General features: G+C 70.1%; 18 protein-coding genes, 1 tRNA gene and 2 pseudogenes. 18 read left to right on the forward strand and 3 right to left on the reverse strand.

What is annotated here, in order from left to right; all coding sequences use genetic code 11:
* The first annotated feature begins 36 nt into the window (after positions 1–36).
* From tmk to AQJ64_RS29850, 10 genes are all read left to right on the forward strand, one after another.
* Positions 37–3,378: a dTMP kinase gene (gene tmk, locus AQJ64_RS29810; RefSeq protein ID WP_055633807.1), complete on the forward strand. Its 3,342-nt coding sequence runs from the start codon at positions 37–39 to the stop codon at positions 3,376–3,378.
* A gap of 123 nt (positions 3,379–3,501) precedes the next feature.
* Positions 3,502–4,707 carry a DNA polymerase III subunit delta' gene (locus AQJ64_RS29815; RefSeq protein ID WP_055633806.1) on the forward strand — a complete coding sequence of 402 codons (1,206 nt, stop codon included), beginning with the start codon at positions 3,502–3,504 and terminating at the stop codon, positions 4,705–4,707.
* A gap of 135 nt (positions 4,708–4,842) precedes the next feature.
* A complete protein-coding gene (locus tag AQJ64_RS29820) occupies positions 4,843–6,444 on the forward strand; it encodes an alpha/beta hydrolase (RefSeq protein WP_055633805.1) in 1,602 nt (533 codons plus the stop codon).
* A 107-nt stretch (positions 6,445–6,551) separates the two neighbouring features.
* Positions 6,552–6,628, forward strand: a tRNA-Thr gene (locus tag AQJ64_RS29825).
* A gap of 438 nt (positions 6,629–7,066) precedes the next feature.
* Positions 7,067–8,353: a CHAT domain-containing protein gene (locus tag AQJ64_RS29830; protein ID WP_059203155.1), complete on the forward strand. Its 1,287-nt coding sequence runs from the start codon at positions 7,067–7,069 to the stop codon at positions 8,351–8,353.
* 35 nt (positions 8,354–8,388) lie between these two features.
* A complete protein-coding gene (locus tag AQJ64_RS29835) occupies positions 8,389–8,709 on the forward strand; it encodes a hypothetical protein (RefSeq protein WP_055633803.1) in 321 nt (106 codons plus the stop codon).
* Positions 8,710–8,783: 74 nt separating this feature from the next.
* Positions 8,784–9,335, forward strand: coding sequence for a hypothetical protein (locus tag AQJ64_RS29840; protein ID WP_055633802.1), 552 nt, complete (start codon positions 8,784–8,786; stop codon positions 9,333–9,335).
* Between the two features lie 11 nt (positions 9,336–9,346).
* Positions 9,347–11,608 (forward strand): tetratricopeptide repeat protein, encoded by a 2,262-nt coding sequence (locus tag AQJ64_RS29845; RefSeq protein WP_157880917.1) that lies wholly within the window; start codon positions 9,347–9,349, stop codon positions 11,606–11,608.
* 254 nt (positions 11,609–11,862) lie between these two features.
* The gene (locus AQJ64_RS46600; RefSeq protein WP_079062025.1) at positions 11,863–13,212 is read left to right on the forward strand and encodes a S8 family peptidase; all 1,350 of its coding nucleotides are present in this window, start codon (positions 11,863–11,865) and stop codon (positions 13,210–13,212) included.
* 14 nt (positions 13,213–13,226) lie between these two features.
* Positions 13,227–13,481, forward strand: a complete 255-nt coding sequence (locus AQJ64_RS29850) for a hypothetical protein (protein ID WP_055633800.1) — start codon at positions 13,227–13,229, stop codon at positions 13,479–13,481.
* Positions 13,482–13,660: 179 nt separating this feature from the next.
* Here the strand turns inward: AQJ64_RS29850 and AQJ64_RS29855 are convergent, their stop codons facing one another.
* Both AQJ64_RS29855 and AQJ64_RS29860 read right to left on the reverse strand, forming a co-directional pair.
* Entirely contained in the window at positions 13,661–14,221 is a 561-nt protein-coding gene (locus AQJ64_RS29855; protein ID WP_055633799.1) for a VapC50 family PIN domain-containing toxin, read from the reverse strand.
* Positions 14,222–14,224: 3 nt separating this feature from the next.
* On the reverse strand, positions 14,225–14,686 hold the full coding sequence (locus tag AQJ64_RS29860; RefSeq protein ID WP_055633798.1) for a helix-turn-helix domain-containing protein: 462 nt from the start codon (positions 14,684–14,686) through the stop codon (positions 14,225–14,227).
* 1,486 nt (positions 14,687–16,172) lie between these two features.
* Between AQJ64_RS29860 and AQJ64_RS29870 the strand changes: the two genes are divergently transcribed.
* The 5 genes and pseudogenes from AQJ64_RS29870 to AQJ64_RS29885 all read left to right on the forward strand — a co-directional run bounded on the left by AQJ64_RS29870 (position 16,173) and on the right by AQJ64_RS29885 (position 20,198).
* Positions 16,173–16,514: a PadR family transcriptional regulator gene (locus tag AQJ64_RS29870; protein WP_055633796.1), complete on the forward strand. Its 342-nt coding sequence runs from the start codon at positions 16,173–16,175 to the stop codon at positions 16,512–16,514.
* Positions 16,511–17,467, forward strand: coding sequence for a hypothetical protein (locus AQJ64_RS29875; protein ID WP_055633795.1), 957 nt, complete (start codon positions 16,511–16,513; stop codon positions 17,465–17,467). The genes AQJ64_RS29870 and AQJ64_RS29875 overlap by 4 nt, the downstream gene beginning before the upstream one ends.
* Before the next feature lie 94 nt (positions 17,468–17,561).
* Positions 17,562–18,482 (forward strand): phosphatase PAP2 family protein, encoded by a 921-nt coding sequence (locus AQJ64_RS29880; protein WP_055633794.1) that lies wholly within the window; start codon positions 17,562–17,564, stop codon positions 18,480–18,482.
* A gap of 734 nt (positions 18,483–19,216) precedes the next feature.
* Positions 19,217–19,471, forward strand: a pseudogene (locus AQJ64_RS51185) (GNAT family N-acetyltransferase); the annotation flags it as partial.
* A gap of 157 nt (positions 19,472–19,628) precedes the next feature.
* Positions 19,629–20,198, forward strand: coding sequence for a DUF4232 domain-containing protein (locus AQJ64_RS29885; RefSeq protein WP_055633793.1), 570 nt, complete (start codon positions 19,629–19,631; stop codon positions 20,196–20,198).
* Positions 20,199–20,336: 138 nt separating this feature from the next.
* Here the strand turns inward: AQJ64_RS29885 and AQJ64_RS29890 are convergent.
* Positions 20,337–21,474, reverse strand: a pseudogene (locus AQJ64_RS29890) (IS30 family transposase).
* A 718-nt stretch (positions 21,475–22,192) separates the two neighbouring features.
* Between AQJ64_RS29890 and AQJ64_RS29895 the strand changes: the two are divergent.
* The 3 genes from AQJ64_RS29895 to pstA form a co-directional block, all read left to right on the forward strand.
* Positions 22,193–24,256, forward strand: a complete 2,064-nt coding sequence (locus AQJ64_RS29895; RefSeq protein WP_055633792.1) for an Ig-like domain repeat protein — start codon at positions 22,193–22,195, stop codon at positions 24,254–24,256.
* 103 nt (positions 24,257–24,359) lie between these two features.
* Positions 24,360–25,370, forward strand: coding sequence for a phosphate ABC transporter permease subunit PstC (pstC, locus tag AQJ64_RS29900; RefSeq protein ID WP_055633791.1), 1,011 nt, complete (start codon positions 24,360–24,362; stop codon positions 25,368–25,370).
* A gap of 4 nt (positions 25,371–25,374) precedes the next feature.
* Positions 25,375–26,617, forward strand: a 1,243-nt coding sequence (gene pstA, locus AQJ64_RS29905; protein WP_063808094.1) for a phosphate ABC transporter permease PstA, incomplete at its 3' end; no start/stop codon positions are given.

Consider the following 26,617-nt stretch of genomic DNA (forward strand, 5'->3'; position numbering starts at 1 on the left):
CCCCAGGCTGTCAGTCGCTGCCGATAGGCTGAAAGCATGACGCGAGCCGAGCAGCCAACGGCCCTCCCCCCGGCACCGGACGACGCCCTGGTGGCGGACTCCCGCGAGCGCGCCGTGCGCGCCCTGTTGCGTGAGCCCCAGCTGAAGCGGCTGTGGAGCGCCCAGTTGGTGGGTGGTGTCGCCGACGCGCTCGCACTCCTGGTGTTCGTCCTCCTCGTCCTCCAGGCGGCCATCGCCGAAGGCTCGTTCGGGGGCGGCTACCGGGGCGTGGCGTTCGCAGTGGCGACCGTGTTCGCGGTGCGGATTCTGGCCACCCTGCTCTTCGGCGCCGTCCTCCTGGGCCCGCTGACCTCGCTCACCTCCCCGGAGGGCCCGCTCGACCGCCGCTGGACCATGGTCGGCGCCGACGGGCTGCGCGCCGCGCTGCTGCTCGTCGCGCCGCTGTGGATCGACTGGACGCCGGACGACGCGCTGGCCTTCCTGCTCGTCACCGCGTTCGTCACCGGTGTCGCCGAGCGCTTCTGGACGGTCGCCCGGGAGAGCGCGGCCCCCGCCCTGCTGCCCGCCCCACCGCTCGAGGGCGCGACGGTACGACCGCTGCCGGACCACCTGGACGCCCTGCGCCGGCTGTCGCTGCGCACAGGCTTCCTGGCGATCCCGCTGGGCGCCGCCACCCTGGTCGTGGCGGCATTGTTCAACAATCTTCTGGGCGTCGGGATCGAGTGGTTCGCCCAGCACCAGGCGGCCCTCGCCTCCTATGTCGCCGGGGGGCTCTTCGCCGGGTCCCTGTCGGTCGTGGTCTTCCTGGAACTGCCCTCGGTGCGCACCCCCCGCGCGCGGTCCCCGCTGGAGGGGCTGCGCCGGCCGAAGACGGCGGCGGGCGTCGACAAGGGCCGCACGGGCGTGATCCCGCTGCTGGTCCTCGCCTGCGCGGCCGTCGCCGGCGCCGTCGCCGCCGCCGCGGCCGTCGCGGTGCTGCACGCCAAGGACCTGGGCGGCGGCCCCGTGCTCTACGGACTGCTGGTGCTCGCCCTGACCGGCGGAGTCGCCCTCGGCATCCGTACGGCACCCAAGGTGCTGGTGGCGCTGTCGCGGCGCCGGCTGCTCGCGCTGGCGATCGCCGTCACCGGCGTGGCCCTGCTGGCCGCCGGGCTCGTCCCCGACGTCACCAGCGTGCTGCTGATCACCGGGCTGGCCGGAGTCGCCGCGGGTGTCGCGGCGAACACCGGGCACGCGCTGCTCGACCAGGAGACCGAGGACAGCCGCCGTACCCGCACGACGGAACATCTGCACGCGGTCGTGCGGGTCTGCGTGGCGCTCGCCGCGGTGGGCGCCCCGCTGCTCGCTGCGCTGATCGGACCGCACCGGCTGGAGAACGGCAGGTTCGTGTTCGCGCACGGCGGCGCCGCGTTCACCCTGATGCTGGTCGGCGCCCTGCTGCTGCCCGTGGCCGTGCTGGTGCTGGCCAAGGTCGACGACCGCTCCGGCGTCCCGCTGCGCCTCGATCTGCGGGACGCGCTGCTCGGCGGCGACGACCCGGCCGAGGCCCCCGCCGCGAACGGCTTCTTCATCGCCCTGGAGGGCGGCGACGGCGCCGGCAAGTCCACCCAGGCCGAGGCGCTCGCCGACTGGATCAGGGCCAAGGGCCACGAGGTCGTCCTCACCCGCGAGCCGGGCGCCACGCCCGTCGGCAAGCGGCTGCGCTCGATCCTCCTCGATGTCTCCAGCGCCGGCCTGTCGCACCGCGCGGAGGCCCTGCTGTACGCGGCGGACCGCGCGGAGCACGTCGACACCGTCGTCCGGCCCGCCCTGGAGCGCGGCGCCGTCGTGATCAGCGACCGGTACATCGACTCGTCCGTCGCCTACCAGGGCGCCGGCCGCGATCTGTCCCCGACCGAGATCGCCCGTATCTCGCGCTGGGCGACGAACGGCCTGGTGCCGCACCTGACGGTGCTGCTGGACGTCTCCCCGGAGGCCGCCCGCGAGCGCTTCACGGAGGCACCGGACCGGCTGGAGTCCGAGCCCGCCGAGTTCCACACGCGCGTGCGTTCCGGCTTCCTCACCCTGGCCGCCGCCGACCCCGGCCGCTATCTGGTGGTCGACGCGGGCCAGGAGCCCGAGGCCGTCACCACCGTCGTACGCCACCGGCTCGACCGGATGCTGCCGCTGTCCGAGGCCGAGATCAAGGCCCAGGAGGAGGCGCGGAAGAAGGCCGAGGAGGAGGCCCGCCGCAAGGCCGAGGAAGAGGCCGCCCGCAAGGCCGAGGAGGAGCGCCTGGAGCGGGAGCGCCAGGAGCAGCTCGCCAAGCTGCGCGCCGAGGAGGAGGAGCGCAAGCGGCGCGAGCTGGAGGAGGCGCAGCGCCGTGAGGCCGAGCGCCAGGCCGAGGAGGCCCGGCTGCGCGCCGAGGAGGCACGCAGGCGTGCGGAGGAGGAGCGGCAGCGGCTCCTCGCCGAGGAGAAGGCCCGCGCCGAGGCCGAGGCCCGCCGCAAGGTGGAGGAGGAGCGGCGCAGGGCCGAGGAGGAGCGGCAGCGCAAGCTGGCCGAGGAGGAGGCCCGGCGGCGCGCCGAGGCCGAGGCGGTCCGCCAGGAGGAGCAGCGCAAGGCCGAGGCGGTCCGCCTGGAGAAGCAGCGCAAGGCGGAGGAGGCCCTGCTGCGGGCCGAGGAGGCGCGGCGCGCGGCGGAGCAGGCCGCGGCGGCGGCCCAGGTCGGCCCCCGGTCCAAGCCGCCGACCGCCCCGGAGGCGGTGACCGTGCCGACGCCGGTGGTCACGCCGAACGCCTCGGGCGGACCGGTGGAGGAGACGACGGTCCTGCCCCGGGTGCCGATGGGCAAGAAGCCGGACATGAACAAGCGGCCGGTCATGGACAAGAAGCCGGTCATGGACAAGCGGCCGATGGAGGACACCACTCCGCTGCCCCGGATCCGCATGGACAAGGACCCGGAGCCCTCGCGGTCGGCCGGGAACACCTCCGACGCCGAGGTGACGGCCGAGCTTCCCCAGCCGTCGGCCCCGCCCGTCGGCGCGGCCGACGAGACGGCCGTGCTGCCTCCCGTACGACAGGACGCTCCCGGGGCCGCGGACGAGACGGCCGTACTGCCTCCGGTACGGCAGGACGCTCCCGCGGACCGGATGCCGCGGGGGTTCTTCCGCGACGAGCGGGAGGGCGCCGGGCCCGACGGCTCCGAGGGCCGGACGCGCGAACTGCCCCAGGTCGACGAGGCGGGCGCGCCCCGGCAGCGGCCCCGGCCGGACTGGGCCGAGGAGACACCGCTGGACGACCTGCCGTCCCTCGCGGACGAACTGCTGGGACCGCGCCACGACGACGACGGGTTCGACGAGGACCAGGGCGGCGGCCGGGGGCGGGGCCGGCGACGCTGAGCACGACGAGTGCCGGAGCGTCACGGGGGTCATCCGGCCGTTTCGGCCGGTGGCCCCCGTTGTCAGTGGGGGCCCGCACAATGGAGACCGGCAGCGGAACGTGACGGAAGGGCGGCGTGACCCATGAGCGTGTGGGACGACCTCGTCGGGCAGGAGAAGGTGAGCGAGCAGCTGACCGCTGCCGCCCGGGACGCCGACGCGCTCGTCACCGCGGCCGTCGACCGGACTCCGCCGCCCGAGGCCTCGAAGATGACCCACGCCTGGCTGTTCACGGGCCCGCCGGGCGCCGGCCGGACGCAGGTGGCGCGGGCGTTCGCCGCCGCGTTGCAGTGCGTGAGCCCCGACCGCGCGCTCGGCGGCGCCCCCGGCTGCGGCTTCTGCGACGGCTGTCACACGGCGCTGATCGGCACCCACGCCGACGTCACCACCGTCGCCGCCGTCGGCACCCAGATCCTCGCCGAGGACATGCGGGACACGGTCCGCAAGTCGTACACCTCGCCGGCCACCGGCCGCTGGCAGGTCATCCTCGTCGAGGACGCCGAGCGGCTGAACGAGAAGTCCGCGAACGCGGTCCTCAAGGCGGTGGAGGAGCCCGCTCCCCGCACGGTGTGGCTGCTGTGCGCGCCCTCCCTGGAGGACGTGCTGCCCACCATCCGCTCCCGCTGCCGCCACCTGAACCTGCGGACGCCGTCCGTCGACGCGGTCGCCGACATGCTCGTACGGCGCGAGGGCATCGAGCCCGGCGTGGCCGCCGCGGCCGCCCGCGCCACCCAGGGGCACGTGGACCGGGCCCGCCGGCTGGCCACCGACCCGGCCGCCCGCGAGCGCCGCGCGGCGGTGCTGAAGCTGCCGCTGCGGATCGAGGACGTCGGGGGCTGTCTGAAGGCCGCCCAGGAGCTGGTGGACGCGGCGGCGGAGGACGCCAAGGTGCTCGCCGAGGAGAGGGACGGCAAGGAGACCGAGGAGCTGAAGGCGGCGCTGGGCGCGGCCCAGGGCGGCCGGATGCCGCGCGGTACGGCGGGTGTGATGAAGGACCTGGAGGACAAGCAGAAGCGCCGGCGCACGCGTACCCAGCGCGACAGTCTCGACCTCGCGCTGACCGACCTCACCGCCTTCTACCGGGACGTCCTCGCGCTCCAGCTCGGCTCCCGTATCGCGATCGCCAACGCCGACGCCGAGGACACCCTGGAGCGGCTCGCCCGAGGGACCACCCCCGAGTCCACCCTGCGCCGTATCGAGGCCATCGGCGCGTGCAGAGAGGCCCTCGACCGCAATGTGGCGCCGCTGCTGGCCGTGGAGGCGATGACAATGGCGCTGAGAGCGGGCTGACCGCGGCGGGGTGAGCCGGGGTGCGGCGAGCGCGGGACACGGGTGAACGCCGGCCCGGGGTTGACGGTGTCGCTCGTCCGTGGCTGATCGCGCACGTACAGCACTCGCCTCGTAGCGCAGAGTTAGGCTCGCTGGATGCACATCAGGAGCTGTCCCCGCAGGCCCCGTAAGCCCCGCAGGACCCGCACCGGCACCGCCCTGCGTGTCCTGTCCCTCCCCCTCGCCGCACTGCTCGCCGTCTCCGCCTGTTCCGCCGGCGGCTCGACGACCACCGGCGGCTCCGCGGCGCGGGCGGAACTGGCGGCGCTGCCGAAGGCGACCCCGTCGGCGCTGGCGCCGTACTACGGGCAGAGGCTGTCCTGGCGGCCCTGCGGAACCCCCGGCTTCCAGTGCGCCACGATGAGGGCGCCGCTGGACTACGCCCACCCGGGCGCGGGGGACCTCCGGCTCGCCGTGTCCCGCAAGAAGGCGACGGACCCCGCCAAGCGGCTCGGATCACTCCTGGTGAACCCGGGCGGACCGGGCGGCTCGGCGGTCGGCTACCTCCAGTCGTACGCCGGTGTCGGCTACCCGGCCCCGGTCCGCGCCCGGTACGACCTGGTCGCCGTCGACCCCCGGGGCGTGGCCCGCAGCGAACCCGTGGAATGCCTCGACGGGCACCGGATGGACACGTACACGCAGACCGACACGACCCCCGACGACCGGCGGGAGACGGACGGGCTCGTCGACGCGTACCGGGGGTTCGCCGAGGCCTGCGGCGCGCACGCGGCCCGGCTGCTCCGCCATGTCTCCACCGTCGAGGCGGCCCGTGACATGGACATCCTGCGGGCAGTGCTGGGGGACCGGCGGCTGACGTATGTGGGGGCGTCGTACGGGACGTTCCTCGGGGCGACGTACGCGGGCCTGTTCCCGGACCGGGTGGGGCGGCTGGTCCTGGACGGCGCGCTGGACCCGTCGCTGTCCGCCCGCGAGCTGAACCTGGAGCAGACGGCGGGCTTCGAGACGGCGTTCCGGTCCTTCGCCAAGGACTGCGCACGGCGGCGGGACTGCCCCCTCGGCTCCAAGGAGAGCGGGATCGGGCCGCGCCTCAAGGCGTTCTTCGGCGCGCTGGACCGGCGCCCCCTTCCCACCGGCGACCCCGACGGCCGCAGGCTCGGCGAGGCGCTCGCCACGACCGGGGTGATCGCGGCGATGTACGACGAGAGCAGCTGGGAGCAGCTGCGCGCCGCGCTGACCGCGGCGATCGAGGACCGGGACGGCGCCGGTCTGCTCGCCCTGTCCGACAGCTACTACCAGCGCGACCCCGACGGCCGGTACACGAACCTGATGTCCGCCAACGCGGCCGTGAACTGCCTCGACCTCCCGGTCGCCTTCGCCACGCCCGAGCAGGTGGAACAGGCCCTGCCGTCCTTCGAGAAGGCCTCCCCGGTCTTCGGCGAGGGCCTCGCCTGGGCCTCCCTGAACTGCGCCTACTGGCCGGTGAAACCCACGGGCCGGCCGCACCGCATCACCGCGAAGGGCGCCGCCCCGATCGTCGTCGTCGGCACCACCCGCGACCCCGCCACCCCCTACCGCTGGGCCGAGTCCCTGGCCCGCCAGCTCTCCTCCGCCCGCCTCCTCACCTACGTCGGCGACGGCCACACCGCCTACGGCCGCGGCAGCACCTGCATCGACTCCACGATCGACGCCTACCTCCTCCACGGAACGCCCCCATCCCGGGGAAAGCGCTGCTCATAGCCCCTTCCCCGCCCCCGGAACGGCCCCCTCCGGGGGTGGTACGGAGCACCCCCGGAAACTGTGTAGACTTACCGACGTTGCCGATCGCACCATAGTGCAGACGGCGCGCCGCCTTAGCTCAGATGGCCAGAGCAACGCACTCGTAATGCGTAGGTCTCGGGTTCGAATCCCGAAGGCGGCTCCATAGCAAACCCCAGGTCACGCCTTTGACCTGGGGTTATTTGCATTCGTTGACCTTGGAATTCGGGCGAATCGGATACCTGTACTCTGTGGATCGTAATGCGTAGGTCGGTTGTTTGTGTTCGGCGACGAGATCCGTAATCTGAGCCTCTGACCTGGCCTTTCTCCTCGAAGCGCATCGCGAGGGGCCTCCTCCGTGAGCCAAGGGGAACGCAGGGGGAACATGGCGTCGGGTGGTGCCCTAGTCGGGAGCGTCCGATGGGTCGTTGACGTCCTCGTCCTAGCCCTGTCCCGAGCGGTAGCAACGACCACCGGCGCTGGAACGTGGCGTGGGTGGCCGCTGTTGTTGGGCTGCCCTCTTTCTCTTTCGGGCGGCGTCCCGCGCGGTGCGAGGGCACGCCCCTACGATGGCGTTCGGTACCGCGGCAGGCAGGGGTGGCAGTTGGCGCAGGAGTATCTCTCCACGCAGACGGACAGAAGGATGTCGCTCTCGCGTCAGTGGTCCGATCTCGTTGCGGAGATCCGCACGCTTGATGGGTTCGAGCACTTCAGACGGCCTCTGACGGCGGCGGAGTTGCGTGAGGCGGCGAGAGACGGGCCTGTGGTAGCGGTCAACGTCGCGCGGTCCCGGTGCGATGCGATCGTTGTACGACCAGACGCCATCGCCTCGGTGCCACTCGAGGGGCTGACGGCCGTGGACATTCACACGGTCGCATTGCGCTACGTCGAGGCAATCGAGCACCATCAAATCCGCCTCGCCACACTTGGCGAGGCGGGGGTCGAGGCTGCAGCAACGCCGAACGTCATGACCTTTCGCGCCTACCAGCGGGCGGCAAAGGACGTGCTGCGCGCCGAGGCAGTGATGCAGGACGTCCTCAGCACGACGTTGGCCTGGTTGTGGGACACCATCGTGGAACCGGTGTTCATGGCCTGTGGGCTATCCGGCCCACCGCCTTCCGGCACCGCCTGGCCACGGCTTTGGTGGTGCCCCACCGGCATATTGACGCTGCTCCCCCTCCATGCCGCAGGGCGACACACGCAACCGGGGCACAGCGCGATGGACCGGGCTGTGATGTCGTACGCGCCCACCCTGCGTTCGCTCCTGGAGGTCCGCTCGTCGGCCACCGAGTCTCCCGGAGGCCGCATGCTGCTCGTGGCCATGCCCCACACACCGGGGCAGACTGACCTGCCGCAGGTCAGACGCGAACAGCGGTTGCTTGCCGCGCTGTTCGGCACGGACGGGCTGACCACATTGGAGGGGCCCGCCGCATCGCGCGAGGACGTCTTGGGGGCGCTGCGCGGCCACGATCGGGTGCACTTCAGCTGTCATGCGACGTCGCATCCCACCCGCCCCGCCGCCGGCGGAGTGCTGTTGGCCGACGGGTTGCTGTCGGTGGCGGAGCTTGCCGCAGACCATCACCCGCGGGCATTCGCTTTCCTGTCCGCTTGCAAGACGGGTCTGGGCGGCATCGTGCTGCCCGATGAGGCGATGGCTCTGTCCGCCGCGCTCCACTTCACAGGGTTTCGGCATGTGATCGCGACCCTGTGGTCTGTCGAGGACGATGCGGCGGCCGAGGTGACCGAGGGTGTCTACAGATCTCTGTTCACCGGGGGCACGTTTACCGTCGAGGACGCGGCTCTCGCACTGCATCGCGCCGTGCTCGAACTGCGGGCCCGTTCACCGGAGCGGCCGAGCAGCTGGATGGCCTACACGCACACCGGCCCCTGAGGCAGCCGACAGCTCCCGCTCGGAAGGAATTCACGATGTCGACCGCACACGATCCGGTGCCTTACGAGGAGGGGAGCTCGCAGGGCTACTCCGAGCGGGCCGCCGATCGTTTCGAGCTGGTGCGGCACGCACGGCGCTATCTGGTGGCGTCCGGTCCGTGCCCGCGCTGCAACGCCCACCTGGAAATCCCAATCGTCACGGAGGCCGTCCGGGCGCTCGGAAACGGCGGCCCGGCGTCCGGCGGGACCGAGGTTCCGATGTACTGCGAGTGTGAGGGGGAGCACCCAGGGCGTCCCGACGGCGAGGAGGGCTGCGGTGCGTACTGGCTGCTGGTGGTTCCCGGGGATCTGACGTGACGGGCCGCCGTCCGCTGCCGGCGGCCCGCGCGGCGGGACCTGCGGATCTCCGGCGGGCCCGGGCGCACCGGAGGATGATGCGCGAGGAGGTACCGAGGGTCCGTGCGGCGGCTCTCGCATGGCGCAACGGGCTGGCGGCGCTCCTCGCGGCGTTGCTGGGTTTCGGCCTGATCAAGGGCAGGTCCGATATTGGCCAGCTGGAACGGGGCTGGGCCGAGGCCGTGGGATGGCTGCTGCTGCTCTCCCTGCTGGTCGGGGCGGTTGGCGCGCTGGCTCTCCTGCATGCCGCGCACGGGCGCCCCCGTGTGATCTCGCTAAACGAGGTGCTGCCTGGCCCGCTCGCCGACCATGACGAGGCCAGACGCGCGGCGGGACAACTGCGCCTGGGTATCGTGATGACGCTGGCCTGCACCGCCCTCCTCGTCGGCGCCGTCGCCGCCACCTGGTACGGGCCGGAAAAGGGCGCCCCACAGCTTCGTATCTCGATCCCGGGCGTCGTTGTGTGCGGCACCATAGAGGAGGTCGAAGCCGACGTCGCCAGAGTTAAGACGGACGACGGGGTGGTATCGATACGCCTGTCCACCGTGCAATCGATGACTGCGGTCACCAGCTGCCCGAAGGTGTAATGGACAGGGCCATGGATCCTCAGAAGGCGTACGACGCGGCGCTGGCCGTGTGGCAGCGGTTCGCGCAGGACGAGACCGATACTGCCCCGCTGTTCAGCTCTGTCATGACCCAACGGCTCGAGTGTCTTTCCCAGTGGTTGATTGAGTCCTCACCTATAGTCCCGGGGCCACCGAGGGGCCCGGTCGCTTACCTCCTCACGTGGGTGCACTGGGCCCGCTGGCATGTCGCATCGAGGACTGAGGAAACGGCTGGACCGAAAGCCGAGCATGCGGGGGAGGCTGATCGGGCCTTGGCGGCGAGCTGGTGGTTGAGCGACCTCGACCTGGCTCCGGAACCGCTCCGCCCGCTTGCCAGGCTGTTCCAGGAGCTCGTTGCGGAGGGCTGGGCCGATCCCGAGCAGGTGCAGGACTACGCCGGCCTGATGCTGGACTTCGCCCGGAGGACGGGCAGCGAGAGGGCGTTGTACGAGGCAGCCCGCCGTTGCAGACAGGCGCTCGGTCTCGTCGAGGAGGCCGACGAGCGGTGGCCCGTTATCGCCTCGAACCTGGCCGCAACCGTGCTGGCGCTTGCCGAGGGGATAGACGACCACGACGACCTGGACGAAGCCATCCTCCTCGCCAGCCAGGCCCTCGGCAGACTTGACGTGCCGCCGGACGAGCTAGGGCACTACACGGTTCAGCTGGCCCGGCTGCTACTGATCCGCTATGACGCGTCGGGTGAGCAGGCCGACCTGGACGAAGCGATCGAGATCTTCTCGCCACTGGTGTCCCGCGAACCGGTACCGGCGCCGGTGGACGACACCGCACTGTACGTACTCGTGTCGTTGCTGAGATCCCGCTACCAGCTGACCAGCGACCCAGCGGATCTGCCCCAGGCCATCCAACTCCAGGAACAACTCGTGGCTCGGCGCGGCGAGCAGGACGACCACTACGTCCTGGCACAGCTCCTATCCCGGCACTTCAGCCACACTGGCAGCACCGAAGCCATGGACCGGTCCATTCACCACTACGAGAAGGCCTGGACGATCGGCGAGACCCACAGCACGCCGTTGCCCCCAGCACTCAACGGACTAGCCTGGATGCTGAACCGGCGCTTCGAGCACACGGGTGCCAGCCACGACAGGGATGCCGCGATCCTAACGGCGCGTCAAGCGGTCTCCCTGATGCCGGACGACGATCCGACCTTGCCGTCGGCGCTCGGGATCTTCGCCGCAGCCCTGCACTCACGGGCCCGGGCTACAGGCAGCATGCCCGACCTAAACGAGGGGCTGGAGATCGTCGAACGGGCACTGTCCCTGCCGGGCGTCGCTCCCACCGACCGCGCGATCCACCTGCTCAACAAGGCCGCGCTGGTCACCCTCCGCCACCGAGGCGAGTGGCGGGCGGCGGACAACGAACTTGCGATCGCCCTGTGGCGCGAGGCGGTAGACCTGCTGCCCCCGGGACACCCAAAGAAGAGTGCCTACCGCATCAACCTGATCGGTGGGCTCTTGGACCGGGTCAGACACACCAACGATGACGACCCCCTCGACGAGGCGCTGGGTGTTGGTACGGTGGCGCTCGCCGAACTTCCCTCGGAACACCCGCATCGGGCCGGGCTCTGCTCCAACCACGCGATGGCGCTGCTGCTGAGCGCCAGACGAAGGCCCGACGACGAGAAATTGCGCAGCGCGGTTGCCCTGCTTGATGAGGCGCTGAATCTACTACCCGTGGATCACCCGAACATCGCGTTGCTCCTGGTAAATCGGGGAGCGGCACAGTCGGCCTTGTCCGAGGGCTCTATTTCTGTCGAGGCTGGCCGGGACTGGAGCGCGGCGGCCCAGCTGGAGTCCGCGCCGCCGTCCGTACGCATCACCGCGGCAACCGAGTGGGCCAGGAACGCCGTCGCACGAGGGGACGACCGAACAGCCGTTACCGCGTACACGCTTGCCGTTGGCCACCTCACTAACCTGGCCGATCCGGGGCTGGAACGCGGTGACAAGGAACTGCATCTCCTGGACTGGCGCCACCTCACCGCCGAGGCGACCGCAGCGGCAGTGGCCGCGGACGATCCAGAGTCCGCCCTCGCCTTGCTCGACTCAGGGAGGTGTGTCCAGTGGAACGCCCGCCTGCAGAGTGCCGACGAGCTAGTTCGGCTGGCCGAGGTCCGTCCTGATCTCGCGGCGTCCGTGCAGCGGTTGACGGCCCTGTTCGCCGCACAGGACACCACCGACAGCATGCTGCCTACCGTTGATCCGTCAGAGCCCGACGATGCGAGCCTGCATTTGCCATGACCTCGCCGACGGCGCGGTGGCGGGCCTGGTGCCGCAACTACTGGTCGCCGTCGCGACAATACTCGGCCCGGGTGACGACCGCCTCCCCCGAAGTATCGGGCCAATAGCCGCGGCGCTTTCTGGCTGCGCCTCGGAGGGTCTCCCACAAGAGGCTGGAGTACCCGTATGGGCTAACCCCTCTCGCTGCTTGCTTAGTTGCGGAGCACGCTGAACCTGTACTTCGGTGCTCCACTCATGCCTCTAGGCGGTGCCCCGTGCGCATTCTGATCCAGATCCGCCAGACCCCGGATGTCACGGCCGCAGTCATTGATGAGCCGTACAAGCAGAGTGTCCCAGCGGTAGTTGGTGACCTTCCTGGCGTTCTGATGGATGAGAGCTATTCCCCAGTAGCTATGCCGAGGCCGCTCCGTAAGGATGCTGGTGGCGACCCGCTCTCACTCCGGGGGCCATTGACTTTTTCATGGGAACCGGAGGAAGCGAGCGTACTGGTCCGGGGGGAAGTCGCCGACGACGAGTTGGGACCGCGCCTAGCCGTTCTTGCTGCGAATCGGCCTGACATCGTGGGTGTGTTTGCTGATCCCGTTATCAGCACGATGCCGTGTTGCGATGGGGATCCTATCGGCACCTGGGAAGATGTGGCTGACCTCTTGCACGTCTCTGAACTGCAGAAGCAGGGCCTAGAAGGGACTTCGGTCCCCGTGGCGGTAGTGGATACCGGCATCAAGGCAGCACATCTGGGTTCTTCAGGTGCAGTCCTACCGGTTGACCGTAACCGCAGCTGGAGCCCAGCGGGCGTAGGGCAACGCCCGGGAGAGCATGAGGTGGGCCACGGTACGATGTGCGCGTTCGACATCGGCATTGTCGCACCTAAGGCGGAACTCCTCGACATTCCTGTGTTGCTGTCGAACCGCGAGGGGCGCACGCTGATGGAAGGGCTCACCTCAGATGCCATCGCCGCATACAGCCACCTGCGCCGAGTTTTCGACATGATGCCGCATAGCAGTCGCGCGCTCGTCGTGAACAACAGCTGGGGTTGCTACTCACCCCAATGGGACTTCGCTCCGGGGCAGCCGGGAAATTACTCTGACAGTCTCGCGCACCCCTTCAACGTGGCTGTCGCTGCCCTTGAGAGCGCCGGTGCTGACATTCTGTTCGCCGCTGGAAACTGTGGTAGGGACTGTCCATCGCCGAAGTGTGCGTATGACCGGCAGCCTATCGGAGGGGCCAACTCACACCCGCAGGTGCTATCGATCGCCGGAGCGGACGTCAAGGGGCAAAGGGTTGGGTATTCCTCACAAGGGCCAGGGCGTCTGGATCGTCGCAAGCCCGACGTATGCTCTTACACACACTTCCTGGGTTCGCAGGCGCTGGGGGCGGGGAAGCCTGATAACGGAACGTCCGCCGCGTGCCCAGTCGCGGCCGGCGTAGTGGCCGCGCTCCGGACGGCGTGGCCGTCGTCTCAGGTCAGTCCCGAACAGATGAGACAGATGATCCAGCGAGCTGCAAGCGATCCCACCGGCTCGGGATTCAGCGACGACTACGGATACGGGGTCATCAACGTACGCGGTATCCTGGACAGCCTCCAGCGACGCCGACCCATCTAAGCTGGCGGTTTCGGATGATCAAGGAACGTACGCTACTCATCACTGTTGATCTCCCTCAAGGGGCGACCTTCCAGCAAGCTTTGGACCAGCTGGGGCTGTCCGCGGGCGAGGTCGACGAGGAGTACGGCCTGGTTGCGCTGGACCCCGACCGCGGAAAGTACGTTCTCCTGGTGGCTGAGTCGGCGGCTGCCCGGCAAGGATGGAGCGAGGCGGAAGGAGTATCTGGCCCCTTCGCCGACCCTAAGATCGAACCCTTCTGGCTTCCCTGACTGCCCGGTGAGGCTCGGTAACCAGCCGCTGGAACTTGCACAGGGTGGGCGACTGTCGTATTCGGCGCTTGGGCGATCGCAGCTGGGTCAGTGAACCGGACGGCCGATGCGGAGAGCCTGCGCTGCTTCGTTGTACGGCAAGGCCCCAGGTGTATCGCCTGGGGCGGGCCAGGAAGATCTCAGGTCAGGGCTCTCAGCGCCGCTGCCGACGCCACCAACCCATCCCGCTCCAATGAAGCGATCACATCGCCGACGACGGCATTCGGCGGGTAGCGCCACGAGTCCGCTATCCGCTGAAGTTCCGCATACACCAGGCGTGGGGACAGATCCACCTGCGCCTCGATGAACGCATCGGGGTGCACGGCCTGAACATCCCACGGTGCGAGCTTGTCGGCAGGGAAGTCCTTCGCGTTGAAGGTGACAATCACCTGTGCTTTGGCACGGATGGCGGCCGCCAGGACATGCCGGTCGTCGGGATCCGGCAGATCGAGAATGTCGATCAGCGGCTCGTACCCCTTGACCAGCACGTCCCGGATTGCACCGGACATCCTTTCCCGAGTCAGGTCCAGCTTTGTCGGGTCCAGGTCAGGGCGGTTCTCCTTCAGGTTGCGGAAGGTCTCATCGAGGATCTGGTCCGTCCACTTCGCCTGTACCAGGCCGGCCTGCGCGACGCGGATCAGCACGTCGCGCAGGGTGCTCGGGTAGAGGACGTTGGCGTCGTAGACGGCGACGAAAGCCATGGCCTAGATCATTCCCATCTCCTGGCCGAGCTGGGTGAGCTCATCGGCCACCAGTCGGCGACGGTGGTCGTCTTCACGCTGGTAGGCCAGCAGGGACGACGCGAGGATTCTGCGGTGCGTGCCCACGGTCCGGTACTCGATCTCCCCGGCGTCCAGCAGGCCGACGAGGAACGGGCGTGACACGTTGAGCAGGTCGGCGGCCTGTTGCGTGGTCAGCTCTGCGTCGGACGGCACGATCGACACGGCCCGGCCCGCGCCCAGATGGGCGAGGAGGGAGGCGAGGAGTTCTACGGCCTCGCGGGGCAGTGCCAGGGGCTCACGGTCTCCTCCGTCCTGAACGGTCACTGTGATCTGCGTAGCGTCCTTGTGCTCCGCCAGATAGGCGCGGACGCGAGTGAGGGCGTGGGTGGCGGTTTCCTGCTTGTCGTCCGGCAGCCGAACCGGACGAATGTTCGTCTTCGTCATGGTGGTCGCCCCTAGGTGGTGTGCGGGCAGGCCAGCAGGGGTGCATCCGCCGCCAGTGGTAGGAAGAAGGCGACGGGCTGGCTCCTGAGGTGGAGCAGCAGCGGGGGCTGCTCCTGGCAGGTGGCGGCGCGCGTGCGGGTAGATGCTCGGGTCTGGTCGTGGGCGGTGGCCCTGGCTATTGGTGTCTCACAAAGTCCAGTATCCGCAACAATCGAAGTATCCGCAATAAGTGAAACCAGGCTGGCCAGAGACAGCCCCTGGGGGAGTATCGGTAGAGACGGCGGCGGGCGAGGGAGATCAGAGGTCGCAGGGCCTGGGGCGATGCGGGGCGACCATGGGCTGGTGAGGGCTCTTTCTCTGCCGCTCGGGCGGTTTCGAAAGCTCCTCCGGAGCGACCCAGCTGGTGCCGGTCCGCCGCCTGCACCAGCTCAGGATGCAGCGCGGCGAGCGGCTGCGCTCTCACCGCCGACGGTCTCCGCTCGGGACTCCCGCCGGCTGTCGGTCACCTGTGGTCGCCGAATCCACCACGCTCGGGGTTGGCTGCCCAGTCGGTCTTCGGGAAGTCGCAGGCAACAACCTTGCCCGACTGACAGCCGAGAGAGGGTTCGCTGTCCTTTGCTGCACGACGCTGCTGCCTCGGCTGACCTGCGGCAACGGTCACAGGCTCTACCTCGGGTGCGGGGGGTGTGAAGCCCAACTCGCCTCAATGGACGTGCGTAGCTCCGAGGTTGGTATTCCCTGCTTCCGCCAGTGGATCTGCTGCCGATGGCTGCCGGGGCGGCTCTGCGTGGGGTCGTTTGGGGAACCAGGGGGAACGCAGGGGGAACAGAAGGACCGGGAAGGATCGAGAAAGACCCAGCAAGGCCGGTACGCCGCACTCTGTCTGACCTGCTGAAACGCTATGAATCAAGCAGGATCGAGGAAGATCGTCAAGAGGTTCTTTCGACTCGTAATGCGTAGGTCTCGGGTTCGAATCCCGAAGGCGGCTCTTTTGAAGCCCAGCCCAGACATTGTCTGAGCTGGGCTTTTGCGTTCACTGGATGCGGCGGTGACGTAGGGAGCGTGCCGCACGGGTGTCGGTGGTCTCACTTCTGGTCTCCGTGGGGCCCGGAGTCGGGGCCGACGGGAGCGACTGCGGCGACACAAAGATGCGCTTCTTGGAGGCACCGGGGAAGCGCCCGCTCGGGTCGGGCCTCATCGAACCCTGCCTCGCCGACTTCGCCCGGCCGGTCCGGGCGAGCAAGGTCTGGCCCATGGGCGATTCAACGGAGGCGAGTCGGGTCTGGCGGACACGGTGGGAATGACATTCCGCTCGGCCCGGACCAGGTTGCGGTGAGCATCCGCCATCGCCGCGCGGGTGCGTCGAGGAGACCGCCGTCGCGCCCGCCGGCCGGGAGAGGGGGGCGCTCACCGCGGGCGTGGAGGTGCTGCCGGCGATCATCCAAGACTGGCAGATATATTTCGTAGCTCGATATATGCTCGATGCATGACCAGACGGAACCCGCCCTTGACGGAACCGCAGTACTTCATCCTTGCCGCGCTCATGGATGGTCCGTTGCACGGTTACGGCATCATCAAGGCCGCCGAGCAGGCCACCGACGGGCGGCTCCGGATCGCTGTCGGCACGCTCTACGGCGCGCTGGAGCGGATGGAGCGGGCCGGGTTGGTGGCCCCCGGCGACGAGGAGATCGTGGACGGACGGGCGCGGCGCTACTACCGGCTCACCGAGGACGGCACCCAGGCACTCGGCCGGGAGGCGCTCAGGATGCAGCAGGCGGCGGCCGTCGTCATCGGACGCTCACGGAACACCGGAGCGGCCCCCGCATGAACCGTCTGCTGCTCGCGGCCTATCCCAAGTCCTACCGTTCCCGGCAGGGCAAGGAGTTGCTGACCTGCCTGGCCGAGGCGTATCCCGGCCGCTCCTGGCCCCCACCGCGGGAGGTCGTCGCCCTGGCGCGTGCCGGGGTGCGGGCCCGCGCGCGTGCCACCGCTGACGACACCACTCGGCCGTGGTGGCTGGACGGCATACATCTGGCCGCCCTGGCCCTCGCCGCGCTGGCACTGGTTCCGTACTTGCAGGATGTGTGGCACTGGGCACTGCGCATCGACCCCGGACAGCACGCCATCGCCTTCCGCTTCTCCGGCTGGTATCCGTGGGCCGGAGGTCCCACTCGGATACGGCTGCTGCCCTACGGGCTGCTCCCGCTGGTCTGCCTAATCGCTCTGCTGCGTGGCAGAGCGTGGATCGCGCTGCCGGCCGCGGCAGCCATGATCTGGGCCGGCGCCACGACCCACGGCCGCACCCTCTTCGGCGACGAGGGCAAGGCGGGCTTGAGCTACTACGGGTTGGGCGCCCCGATAACCGCCCGTGACCTGGCGCTCTCGGGGACACTGTGCGCCGCGTGCGCCGTGTTGGCGCTCTGCCGACCCAGCCGTCTGCGACGCCGCTCGTACCGTTGGCTGGCCCCCGTCGTGCTCGCCATGTTCGTGGCCGGGGGCCTGCACATCATCTCTGTCAGTCCGGCTTTCCAGCGCGGCTTGTTCGTCCTCGAGGTCGCCGCGCTGCTCGGCGCGTGGGTGGCGACGGCAGCCACCGGCGACCACCGGTGGCTGATCCCCGTCGCGGCGGTCGCGATCGTCCGCACGCAGGCGATCGTCGTCCAGCCGGACGTGTTCATGCAGTCCTTTCCGGACCTGGTCGTTCTCCTCCTGCTGATCGCGCCCCTCCCCGCCCTGGCGATCACCGCCCAGCGCCGGCAGGGGCAGGCACTCCCCGAATAGGAGCGGACCCCCGGTGGGCCGGCCGAGCCCGGCGGCCCACGTCGTGCCACAAGACGTGCGTGACCCAACTCTCCCCGACGGAAGAAGCAGAGCGATGACTCAGCACGATTCTCCGACCCTGCCCGCGCACCGTCCGGGGGCCTCGAGGCAGGCCCCCGCCGCCCCCGACGCCCCCAGCCTGTCGCGTACGACGCGGCCGTGGATGCCGGCTCTGCTGTACACCCTGGGGTTCCTGACGGTCTACCTGCTCGCCATCTGCACCCCGTGGGGGCAACGAGCTGAGAACGCCCTCTTCGGTCTCGGTAAAGGGAACCCCGAGGCTGCATGGTTCTACCCCCTGTCAGGAGCGGCCTACGGCTCGACGCCCCTGCCGCCGCTGGAATTGAGCGCCAAGCCCACCCTGATGGTGGGCCTGGCCGTCATCGTGGTCCTCACCCTGGTGCGGCGGTGCTGGTGGCAGGGGTGCGCGGCGCTCGGGGTCCTCATTCTCACGACCGGAGGCAAGGAGGTGCTCAAATCGAGCCTGCCCCGCCCCGATCTGGTGGGAGCGCCCGAGAATCTCCTTGATCAGGGTTTCCCCAGCGGGCACACGGCCATCCCCGCCGCGCTGACCCTCGCCGCCGTCCTCGTGGTCTCCCCCCGCATCCGCCCCTACGTCGCCACGGCCGGTGTGCTGTGGCTCGCCTGCATTGCCGCCTACAGCGCGACCAACGGCGGCCACCGGCCCAGCGAAGTGCTGGGGGCCACACTGCTGGCCTGTGCCTGGTACGGCCTCGCAACCTGGCTGCTGCCGTCGGCCGCCGCGCCAGGCGCCACCCGGAGCCCCCGGGCGCTGCCCGTCATCACCCTGACGCTGGCACTGGCCGTCGCCCTCGTCTCCGGCGCACGGAACGACACCCTCACCAGGTCACTGGTCTCCGCGGCGACGGCCTTCATATGTGCGGCCCTGGTCTGGTACGCCGCAGTCGGACGGCCCGCACACACCGCACGCCGCACACGCCCCGCACGGGGCTGACCACCCGGTGGCGGGCAGCGGGGCGGTCGGCGGGAGCGCCCCCGCCGGGAGTCGAATCCGGCGTTGCGACCATCGGGGCGGATCGGTCAGCGGCCGGTCACCACAGGGACGGGTGCGGGCCGCGGGGGCGCCGCGGGAGCGGTCCCTGGGCCGGCGGACCGGTCCGGACGGCACCGGTGGCGAGCAGATCTCGTTGCAGTTCACGACGACGAGGTGTGCGCGAGGCCGCGAGCGCGGACCTGACGCCCTACGACTCCCAGCACGAGGGCCAAGGGTTACATGGGCAACAACGGCAACACGCTGGACCGGTGGTGCCGGTGGTGCCGGTGGTGCCGGTGGTACCGGCGGCCCGCGGTTGTCGTGTGACCGCGTGAGCGGGCCTTCGCGGCACGCGGCGAGGCCGGATCACGGTGGGCCCTGGAGGAACTGCGCTCCGACATCGGCGGGGTGACCTGGACCGGGCGCGGGACAGGCCAGGGCCCACTCCCTCACACCGCTCTGGAAGTACACCCACCCGCACCCGAGCTCCTGGACTGCGCGTTGCAGGTGGTGGCTGCGGACCTGGATGCGGCCGGGCCCGCGGCGATGCCGCTGGAGCCGTTCCCGCGTCAGACGCTTGCAACTCTCGCGCCCGGCGCACGAGTTCGAGGAGCAGATGCGCCGGCTCCTCGGCTGAGGCCGCAGGCCCCGTACGATCCCCGGTTGCCCACTCCTCTCACCGTCCCCCCCGGCCGCCCGGGGAGCCGGCCGCCGAGGCCGGGTACTGGACGGCCGCGCACGCCCGGGGACGCGGGGTCGCCCCCCGTGCCCTCGTCGCCCTCACCGACTGGGCGTTCGACGCCTCCGCTCCCGCCGGGCTGAGCCGGCTGGAACTGCTGCACCAGGTCGGCAGCGCCGCCTCGTGCCGTGTCGCGGAGAAGGCCGGGTACGGCGTGCAGGCCGTACTGCCCGCCATGCCTCCCGCGGATCCCGAGGACGGCCATCTGCACGGGTGCAGCCTGTCGTCACCGTTCCGTCACAAGGAATCGCCGCACGGAACGCTGCCGCTCTCCCGCCCTGTCTGCACTCACGTACCGACCACGCGTACCGCGGGGCAACAACCGACGACCGAAACCCGCGGACGAGACGACTCAGGGGGACGACAGCATGCGGCACAGCAACGGCATTCGCAGGGCGGCTCTGGCGACGACGGCGGTCACGGCCGTCGCGGCGGCGGTGACCGGCATCCTGCCCGGCACCGCCATGGCGGCGAGCACCACCACCTCCACCCCGCCGCCCGCCTGCTCGGCCTCCGCCCTCCAGGTCAGCGCCCGGCAGGCCGTCCACCGGCCCGTCGGGACCGGGACCGGGGCGGCGGTCGTGCAGTTCACCAACGTCTCCCGGAGGACGTGCGTCCTGAAGGGCCATCCGACGGTCGCGGGCGCCGGCAACGGCTCCCCCGCCCACAACACCCCGCTCAAGGTCACCCGCACCGGCAGGGCGGCCACCGTGACGGTCCGGCCGCACGGCAAGGCGTGGGTGAAGCTGACCTTCGTCCAGGTCCAAGGGGAGGCCGACGGCTACTGCGTGTCGGGCAAGGACCCGGTGGCGTATCCGACGATGGTCATCGGGCTGCCGCACTCCGGGAAGCACCAGGTCGCCCTGGACGACGGGTGGTGGGCCGAGTGCGACAACAAGGTGACCGTCACTCCGGTCTCGGCGGTCAAGCCTTCCTGACCCCACCGTCCCCACACATCGAGCAGCCTGCACGACGATCGTAACGCTCTGACCTGCTGCTCTTTACGCGTCAGAAGGTTGTGAGGCCCTCCGCCGGGGGCGTTTTCCAGGGGGCGTCGCAACACGTGGTCGTGTTGATCAGGCCGCGGGCAGTTCATGCAGGCGCTCGGCTGGGGTTTCCCAGCCGAGCGTTTTGCGTGGGCGTCCGTTGAGTTCGGCGGCCACTGTGTCGAGGTGCTCACGGGTGTGGACCGTGAGGTCGGTGCCCTTCGGGAAGTACTGCCGCAGCAGGCCGTTCGTGTTCTCGTTCGAGCCGCGCTGCCAGGGGCTGGCCGGGTCGCAGAAGTAGACCGGGACGTCGGTCGCGACGGTGAAGGAGCCGTGGGCGGCCATCTCGGCCCCCTGGTCCCAGGTCAGGGAGCGCACCAGATGGGAGGGCAGCGTCTGGACGGTCTCGACCAGGGCGTCGCGGACAATTTCGGCGCTGCGGCCGTTGGGCAGGTGCAGCGACATCACGTAGCGGGTCGCGCGTTCGACGAGGGTGCCGATCGCGGAACTGCCGTCCTTCCCAATGATCAGGTCGCCTTCCCAGTGACCGGGCACGGCCCGGTCTTCGGCTTCCGCCGGACGCTCACTGATCATCACCTTCGGGGTGGCGAACCGTGGGGTGCGCTGCTGGGCCTGGCGGCGGGGCTTACGCCGCACCCGGCCCGTTGCGCAGTGCCTTGGCCAGCTCTCGGCGCGGTTCGCCCCGGCCCTGGACGTAGAGGGCCTGGTAGACGGTCTCGTGTACCACGTGCATCTCCGGCCGGTCAGGAAACTTGGTCCGCAGAGCCTGGCAGATCTGCTCGGGGCTCCACCGTAGGTCCAGGTGATGCTGGATGAAGTCCCGCAGCCGTGGGTTCTGGCCGATCTTCCCCGACTCGGGGCGGGGCCGGCGGGCGTCGGCGCGGGCCTGGGCGGCGTAGGGCCGGTAAGCCCAATGGGAAGCGTCCCCGCGCAGCGGCATGCCGCTGCGGCGTATCTCGCGGCTGATGGTGGAGGGGCTGCGGCCCAGCTCGGCCGCGATCTGCCGGACGGACGCCTTCTCCCGCAGCCGGTCGGCGATGTGGATGCGGTCCGCTTCCCGCAGGTACCTCGACGGGCCCTCGGGCGCTGTCACGGCACAGACCGGCGGTCTCGCCCTGTCCCTGCCCGAGGCGCCCCGGCCGTTGCGCCACCGCTTGCCCGTCCGGTAGTTGATCCCGACGCGTTTGCAGGCTTCGGCGCTGCTCAGGCCCTGATCCATGAGCCGGAAGTATTCCTCCCGCTCACGGACCAGGATCTTGCGGCCCTGAGCCTTACCCCGGTTCTCCCGGATCTTGAAGTCCATCGCACCCCTTGAACTGGGGTGTTGCAATGACTCCTAGAACCCAAGGGGTTGGCGGAGGGCCTTTTTCGTGCCCGGGGGGAACATTCGGGGAACGAGCGGCGCCCCTTGTGTTCTGCCGGGGCCAGAGGGTCGACGACGAGATGTGGGATGGGGTTGTCTCAAAACCGTTGTGGGTAAATCGGTGCGAACAGGTTTTTTCCGAACGGCTTTGTATCGGCATATGAGATGATGCCGGAGTTGTGCTGTTCTCGTGTGGGCCGCTGCTACTGTTCCCGCCGTGATCAGGACATCCACCCCGGCACTGACGCGGCGTCGTGCCGTCGATCTGATGCGTGTGCGCAGCGCGAGCTGTTGTCGCGGCGTCGCCGTGGCCTGCTGCTGAGTCTGAACGACACTCACACGCGCGCTCACTCCTCCCGGCCGTGACCCCCACGTGCGCGGGCACGCCTAGGCGAATTCTTCTCCCGGACGTTCGGCCAACGGCCGTTCGGCTTCCGGTGATTCAGCCCTGCGGTCATCCGCCTTCCCGCTTTCTGCGCCTGCCTGCCCGCACCACGTCCGCGCTCGCTGTTCCCTGCGCGGACGCGGCCTGCCCGTGGGCCGCCTTCCGAGGAGTTCAACCATGAGTCCGAGACGTACCTCCGTCGTGGCGACCGCTGTCGTCGTCGCCACGCTCGCCTCCCCTCTCGCCCTGACCTCGGGCACCGCGTTCGCCGATCCCGGCACGGGGATCACCGACCACCAGTTGGTCGGCGTCGGTTCCGACGTCACCCAGGACGTCCTGGACGCGCTGGCCGGTGAGACGGTCAACGGCACCAGCTACGCCGCGACCGCCGTCACCGCGGACGGCTACACGCTGGCGTCCTACGACGCGACCGAGCCCGGCACCGGCTCCACGACCTCGCAGATCAAGACCCGGGCGAGCGGACCGACGTTCCTGCGTCCCAACGGCGCCAACGCAGGCCGCCTCGCCCTGAGCGACGCGGTCGCGGGCGGCAACTACGCCGTCTCCTCCAGCGCGAACGACGGCACGGTGGACATCCAGGACCAGATCGACTTCGCCCGCAACACCAGCGCGCCCGCCGTCTCCGGCACCGCGCTGACCGCAGTCCCCTTCGCCCGTGACGCCGTGGGCTACGCCGCCAAGGGCTCGGTACTCGCCCAACTGACCAAGCAGCAGCTGCACGACATCTACACCGGCGCGCTGACGGAGATCAACGGGGTGAAGATCCACCCGTTCATCCCCAACTCCGGCGCCGGTACCCGCACCTTCTTCCAGAAGGCCATCGGGGTCACCGACGCCCAGCTCGGCAGCAACGTCGACACGCTGGACTACGACGGCAAGGCGGTCCAGCAGAACCGCCTGAACAAGGTCATCGAGAACGACGGTGACATCGTCCCGCTCTCCATCGCCAGCTTCGTCGCCCAGCACAACGGCACCGCCCCGGACCGCAGTGCGACCGCCGTCGCGGGCGGCGCGTTCGTCGGCTCGCTGGACGAGACGAACAGCGGCACCTACACCGCGCCGGTGATCCAGAACGCCGACGGCACGATCTCCTCCAACCCCGACTTCTTCGGCGACGCCACCTTCGGCCGCGACGTCTCCAACGTGGTCTCCACCCGGGCGATCGACCCGACCAGCGTCTTCTTCAACCAGCCTCTCTACGACGTCTTCGTGACCGACGACAGCCACACGGCGGCCCTCGCCTCCGGCGCCGCCCAGTCCGTGATCGCGAAGTTCGGCTTCCTGAACGTCAGTTACAACGGCGTCGCCGACCCGACCAACAAGCACGTCAAGCTGGGCGGCCTGGAGGACAACAACCTCTCCAAGGCCGTCCCGGCTGCCCCGTCCGTGACCGCGACGCCGGGCGCCGGTGCGCTCACCCTGTCCTGGGCCCCGAACTCCGGTGCCGCGGTGAGCGACTACCGCGTCACCGTGCGGGACACCACCGGCGCGGCCGTGGGTGGCTACTCCTACAAGGACGTGCCCGCCTCCACCACCGGAGCCAACCTGACGGGCCTGGCGGCCGGTTCGTACACCGTCACGGTCTACGCCGCCGACATCAACGGCAACAGCGACGCGACCACGACCGGCGTGGTGGTCGGCGCCGCGAAGACGGCGACGACCGTGACCGCCTCGGCCGCGGTGGCCAAGCCCGCGTACGGGACCACCGAGTCGATCGCGGTGACCGTCGGCCACACCGACGCCACCGCGCCGACCGGCACCGTCGCGGCCTACTACGGCAGCACCAAGGTGGGGTCCGCCACCCTGAACGCCTCCGGCAAGGCCACGGTCAAGGTCGCCACCACGAAGCTCGGCGCCGTCGGTGCGAAGACCCTGAGCATCCGCTACGGCGGCGACAGCGCCCACAACACCTCCAGCAAGAACGTCGGCTTCACCGTCGTCAAGGCCACCCCGACCCTGACCGTCACCGCCCCGGCCCGGATCAGCCACACCAAGCACGCCACGATCACCGTCAAGGTGAGCGCCACCGGCGTGACCCCGACCGGCAAGGTCCGGATCTACAAGGGCACCACGCTGGTCGGCAGCGGCACCCTCAGCGGCGGCAAGGTCACCCTCACCATCGCCAAGCTCGCCAAGGGCAGGCACACGCTCAGCGTCCGCTACGCCGGCAGCAGCGTCGTGAACGCCAAGTCCAAGAGCGTCATCGTCACCAGCTACTGACGCCCACGCAGCACCCAGAAATCGCCTGAAGGGGATGGAGCCGGCCGATGCGCCGGCTCCAGCCCCGGGCGCCGCGCAGCCACCACCAGAAAGGAGCACGACCTTGGGCCTCCCAGTGACCGCGCCGCCGCCCGGCGAGGACACGCCACGACGGCTGTCCACCGCACGGGGCACCGGCGACCGCCTCTTCCGGGGCGCGCTGCGCGGCTCCGGTCTCGCCGTGCTCGCCATCATGGCGGCCGTCGGTCTGTTTCTGCTGCTGCGCGCCGTCCAGGCACTGCGCACCGCCGGGTTCTCCTTCCTCACCACCGAGCGGTGGGAACCCGACACTCACGACTTCGGCATCGCCGCCGTACTCACCGGCACCCTGCTGATCGCGGCCGTGGCCGTGGTGGTGTCGGTGCCGCTGGCGCTCGGGACCGCGCTGTACATCTCCGAGATCGCGCCGGAGCGGCTGCGGCGCACCCTGATCGCGCTGGTGGACCTGATGGCCGCGGTGCCGTCGGTGGTCTACGGCCTGTGGGGTCTGTTCTTCCTGCAAGGCGAGGTGATCGGCCTGTCCCGCTGGCTCTCCACCTGGTTCGGCTGGATCCCGTTCCTGCACGTGGACGGGGCGCACCAGGACGACCCGCTCGCGTCCGCCAGTGTGTACACCGCCTCGACGTTCGTCGCGGGCATCGTGGTCGGGCTGATGGTGGCGCCGATCCAGTGCTCGGTGATGCGCGAGGTGTTCAGCCGCGCTCCCGTCGGCGAGAGGGAGGGCGCGTACGCGCTCGGTTCGACCCGCGCCGGCATGATCCGCAGCGTGGTCCTGCCGTACGGGGCCGCCGGCATCATCGGCGGCACCATGCTCGGGCTCGGCCGCGCCCTGGGCGAGACCATCGCGGTGTACCTGATCATCTCGCCGGTCTTCACCATCCAGCCGCACATCCTGCAGACCGGCGCGAACTCGGTCTCCTCCCTGATCGCTCTGCACTACGGCGACTCCTCCGGCTTCGGCGTCTCCGCGCTGATGGCGGCCGGGCTGGCCCTCTTTCTGCTGACCCTGGTGGTCAACTTCACCGCGTCGTCGATCGTGGCCCGTTCTCGGTCCGGCGCCCAGAGCGAGGCGTGAGCACATGACGACCACTCTCGACAAGGCCGGCACCGTCACCACCGTCGTACCGCGCCCCGAGCCGCCGGACGAACCGGAGGAGCACAGACGCCTGGGCGGACCGCGTCGCGACGACCTGCTCGCGCTCGGCGGCGCGGCCACGACCGGCCTCAGCCTGGCCTGGCTGCTCTTCGGTGAACTGGCGCCGCTCTCGGGGCCGTTCGGCTTCGTCGTCGTTGCCTGTCTGATCTTCCTGCTGGTCTACGCGGTGCTGGTGTGGATGGACACCTCGGCCGCCGGCGGCTTCTCCGCCGGGCCCCTGGTGAGGGACCGGCTGCTGACCGTCGTACTGCACTGCGCCGCCGTGCTGCTGTTCGCCGCGCTGGTCCTGGTCATCGGCTTCACGGCCGTCCGCGGCTGGCGCGCACTGCCGCACGCCGGCTTCTACACGCAGGACATGCAGGCGGCGGGCCCGCTGGACCCGATCACTGTCGGCGGTGTCCGGCACGCGGTCGCCGGCACCCTGATCCAGATCGGCATCGCGCTCGCCATCACCATCCCGCTGGGCATCACCTGCGCCGTCTACCTCGGGCAGGTGCCCGGACGGTTCTCCCGGTTCGTCCGCACCATCGTCGAGGCGATGACCGCGCTGCCCTCGATCGTGGCCGGCCTCTTCGTTTACGCGAGTTGGATTCTGATGCTGGGCTTCGAGAAGTCGGGCCTGGCGGCGGGGCTCGCCATCAGCGTGATGATGCTGCCGATCGTCATCCGCGCCGCCGACGTGGTGCTGCGCCTGGTGCCGGGCACGCTCACCGAGGCCGCGGAGGCGCTGGGCGCGCCGCGCTGGCGCACCGTGTGGCACGTGGTGCTGCCCTCCGCGCGCTCGGGCCTGGCCACCGCCGTCATCCTGGGCACCGCGCGCGGCATCGGCGAGACCTCCCCGGTACTGCTCACGGCGGGTGCGACGGCCGCGCTCAACGTCGATCCGGCCCGGGGCCCCATGATGTCGCTGCCGCTCGCGGTGTTCACCTTCATCAGGTCGCCCCAGCCCGCCATGATCACGCGGGCCTTCGGCACCGCGCTCGTGCTGCTGGCACTGGTACTGCTCCTCTTCACGCTCGCCCGTGTCGTCGGCGGCCGCGGACCCGGACACCTGAGCCCCCGCCAGTCCCGCCGCGCGGACCGTCGCTCACAGCGTGACCTGCGCCGTTTCGAGGCCCCGACCTCTGCTCTCGCGGAACCGACCTCTGCTCTCGCGGAACCGGCCT

The sequence above is a fragment of the Streptomyces griseoruber genome (assembly GCF_001514205.1).
Lineage (GTDB): Bacteria > Actinomycetota > Actinomycetes > Streptomycetales > Streptomycetaceae > Streptomyces > Streptomyces griseoruber.

Excerpts from the sequence above, each read along its gene's own strand:
- AQJ64_RS29870 (WP_055633796.1), top strand. The coding sequence starts at position 16,173 with ATGACCAGACGGAACCCGCCCTTGACGGAACCGCAGTACTTCATCCTT.
- AQJ64_RS29820 (WP_055633805.1), top strand. The coding sequence starts at position 4,843 with ATGCACATCAGGAGCTGTCCCCGCAGGCCCCGTAAGCCCCGCAGGACC.
- AQJ64_RS29835 (WP_055633803.1), top strand. The coding sequence starts at position 8,389 with ATGTCGACCGCACACGATCCGGTGCCTTACGAGGAGGGGAGCTCGCAG.
- AQJ64_RS29855 (WP_055633799.1), bottom strand. The coding sequence starts at position 14,221 with ATGGCTTTCGTCGCCGTCTACGACGCCAACGTCCTCTACCCGAGCACC.
- AQJ64_RS29885 (WP_055633793.1), top strand. The coding sequence starts at position 19,629 with ATGCGGCACAGCAACGGCATTCGCAGGGCGGCTCTGGCGACGACGGCG.
- AQJ64_RS29840 (WP_055633802.1), top strand. The coding sequence starts at position 8,784 with ATGATGCGCGAGGAGGTACCGAGGGTCCGTGCGGCGGCTCTCGCATGG.
- AQJ64_RS29850 (WP_055633800.1), top strand. The coding sequence starts at position 13,227 with ATGATCAAGGAACGTACGCTACTCATCACTGTTGATCTCCCTCAAGGG.
- AQJ64_RS29845 (WP_157880917.1), top strand. The coding sequence starts at position 9,347 with ATGGATCCTCAGAAGGCGTACGACGCGGCGCTGGCCGTGTGGCAGCGG.
- AQJ64_RS29880 (WP_055633794.1), top strand. The coding sequence starts at position 17,562 with ATGACTCAGCACGATTCTCCGACCCTGCCCGCGCACCGTCCGGGGGCC.
- AQJ64_RS29860 (WP_055633798.1), bottom strand. The coding sequence starts at position 14,686 with ATGACGAAGACGAACATTCGTCCGGTTCGGCTGCCGGACGACAAGCAG.
- AQJ64_RS29875 (WP_055633795.1), top strand. The coding sequence starts at position 16,511 with ATGAACCGTCTGCTGCTCGCGGCCTATCCCAAGTCCTACCGTTCCCGG.
- tmk (WP_055633807.1), top strand. The coding sequence starts at position 37 with ATGACGCGAGCCGAGCAGCCAACGGCCCTCCCCCCGGCACCGGACGAC.
- AQJ64_RS29895 (WP_055633792.1), top strand. The coding sequence starts at position 22,193 with ATGAGTCCGAGACGTACCTCCGTCGTGGCGACCGCTGTCGTCGTCGCC.
- AQJ64_RS29815 (WP_055633806.1), top strand. The coding sequence starts at position 3,502 with ATGAGCGTGTGGGACGACCTCGTCGGGCAGGAGAAGGTGAGCGAGCAG.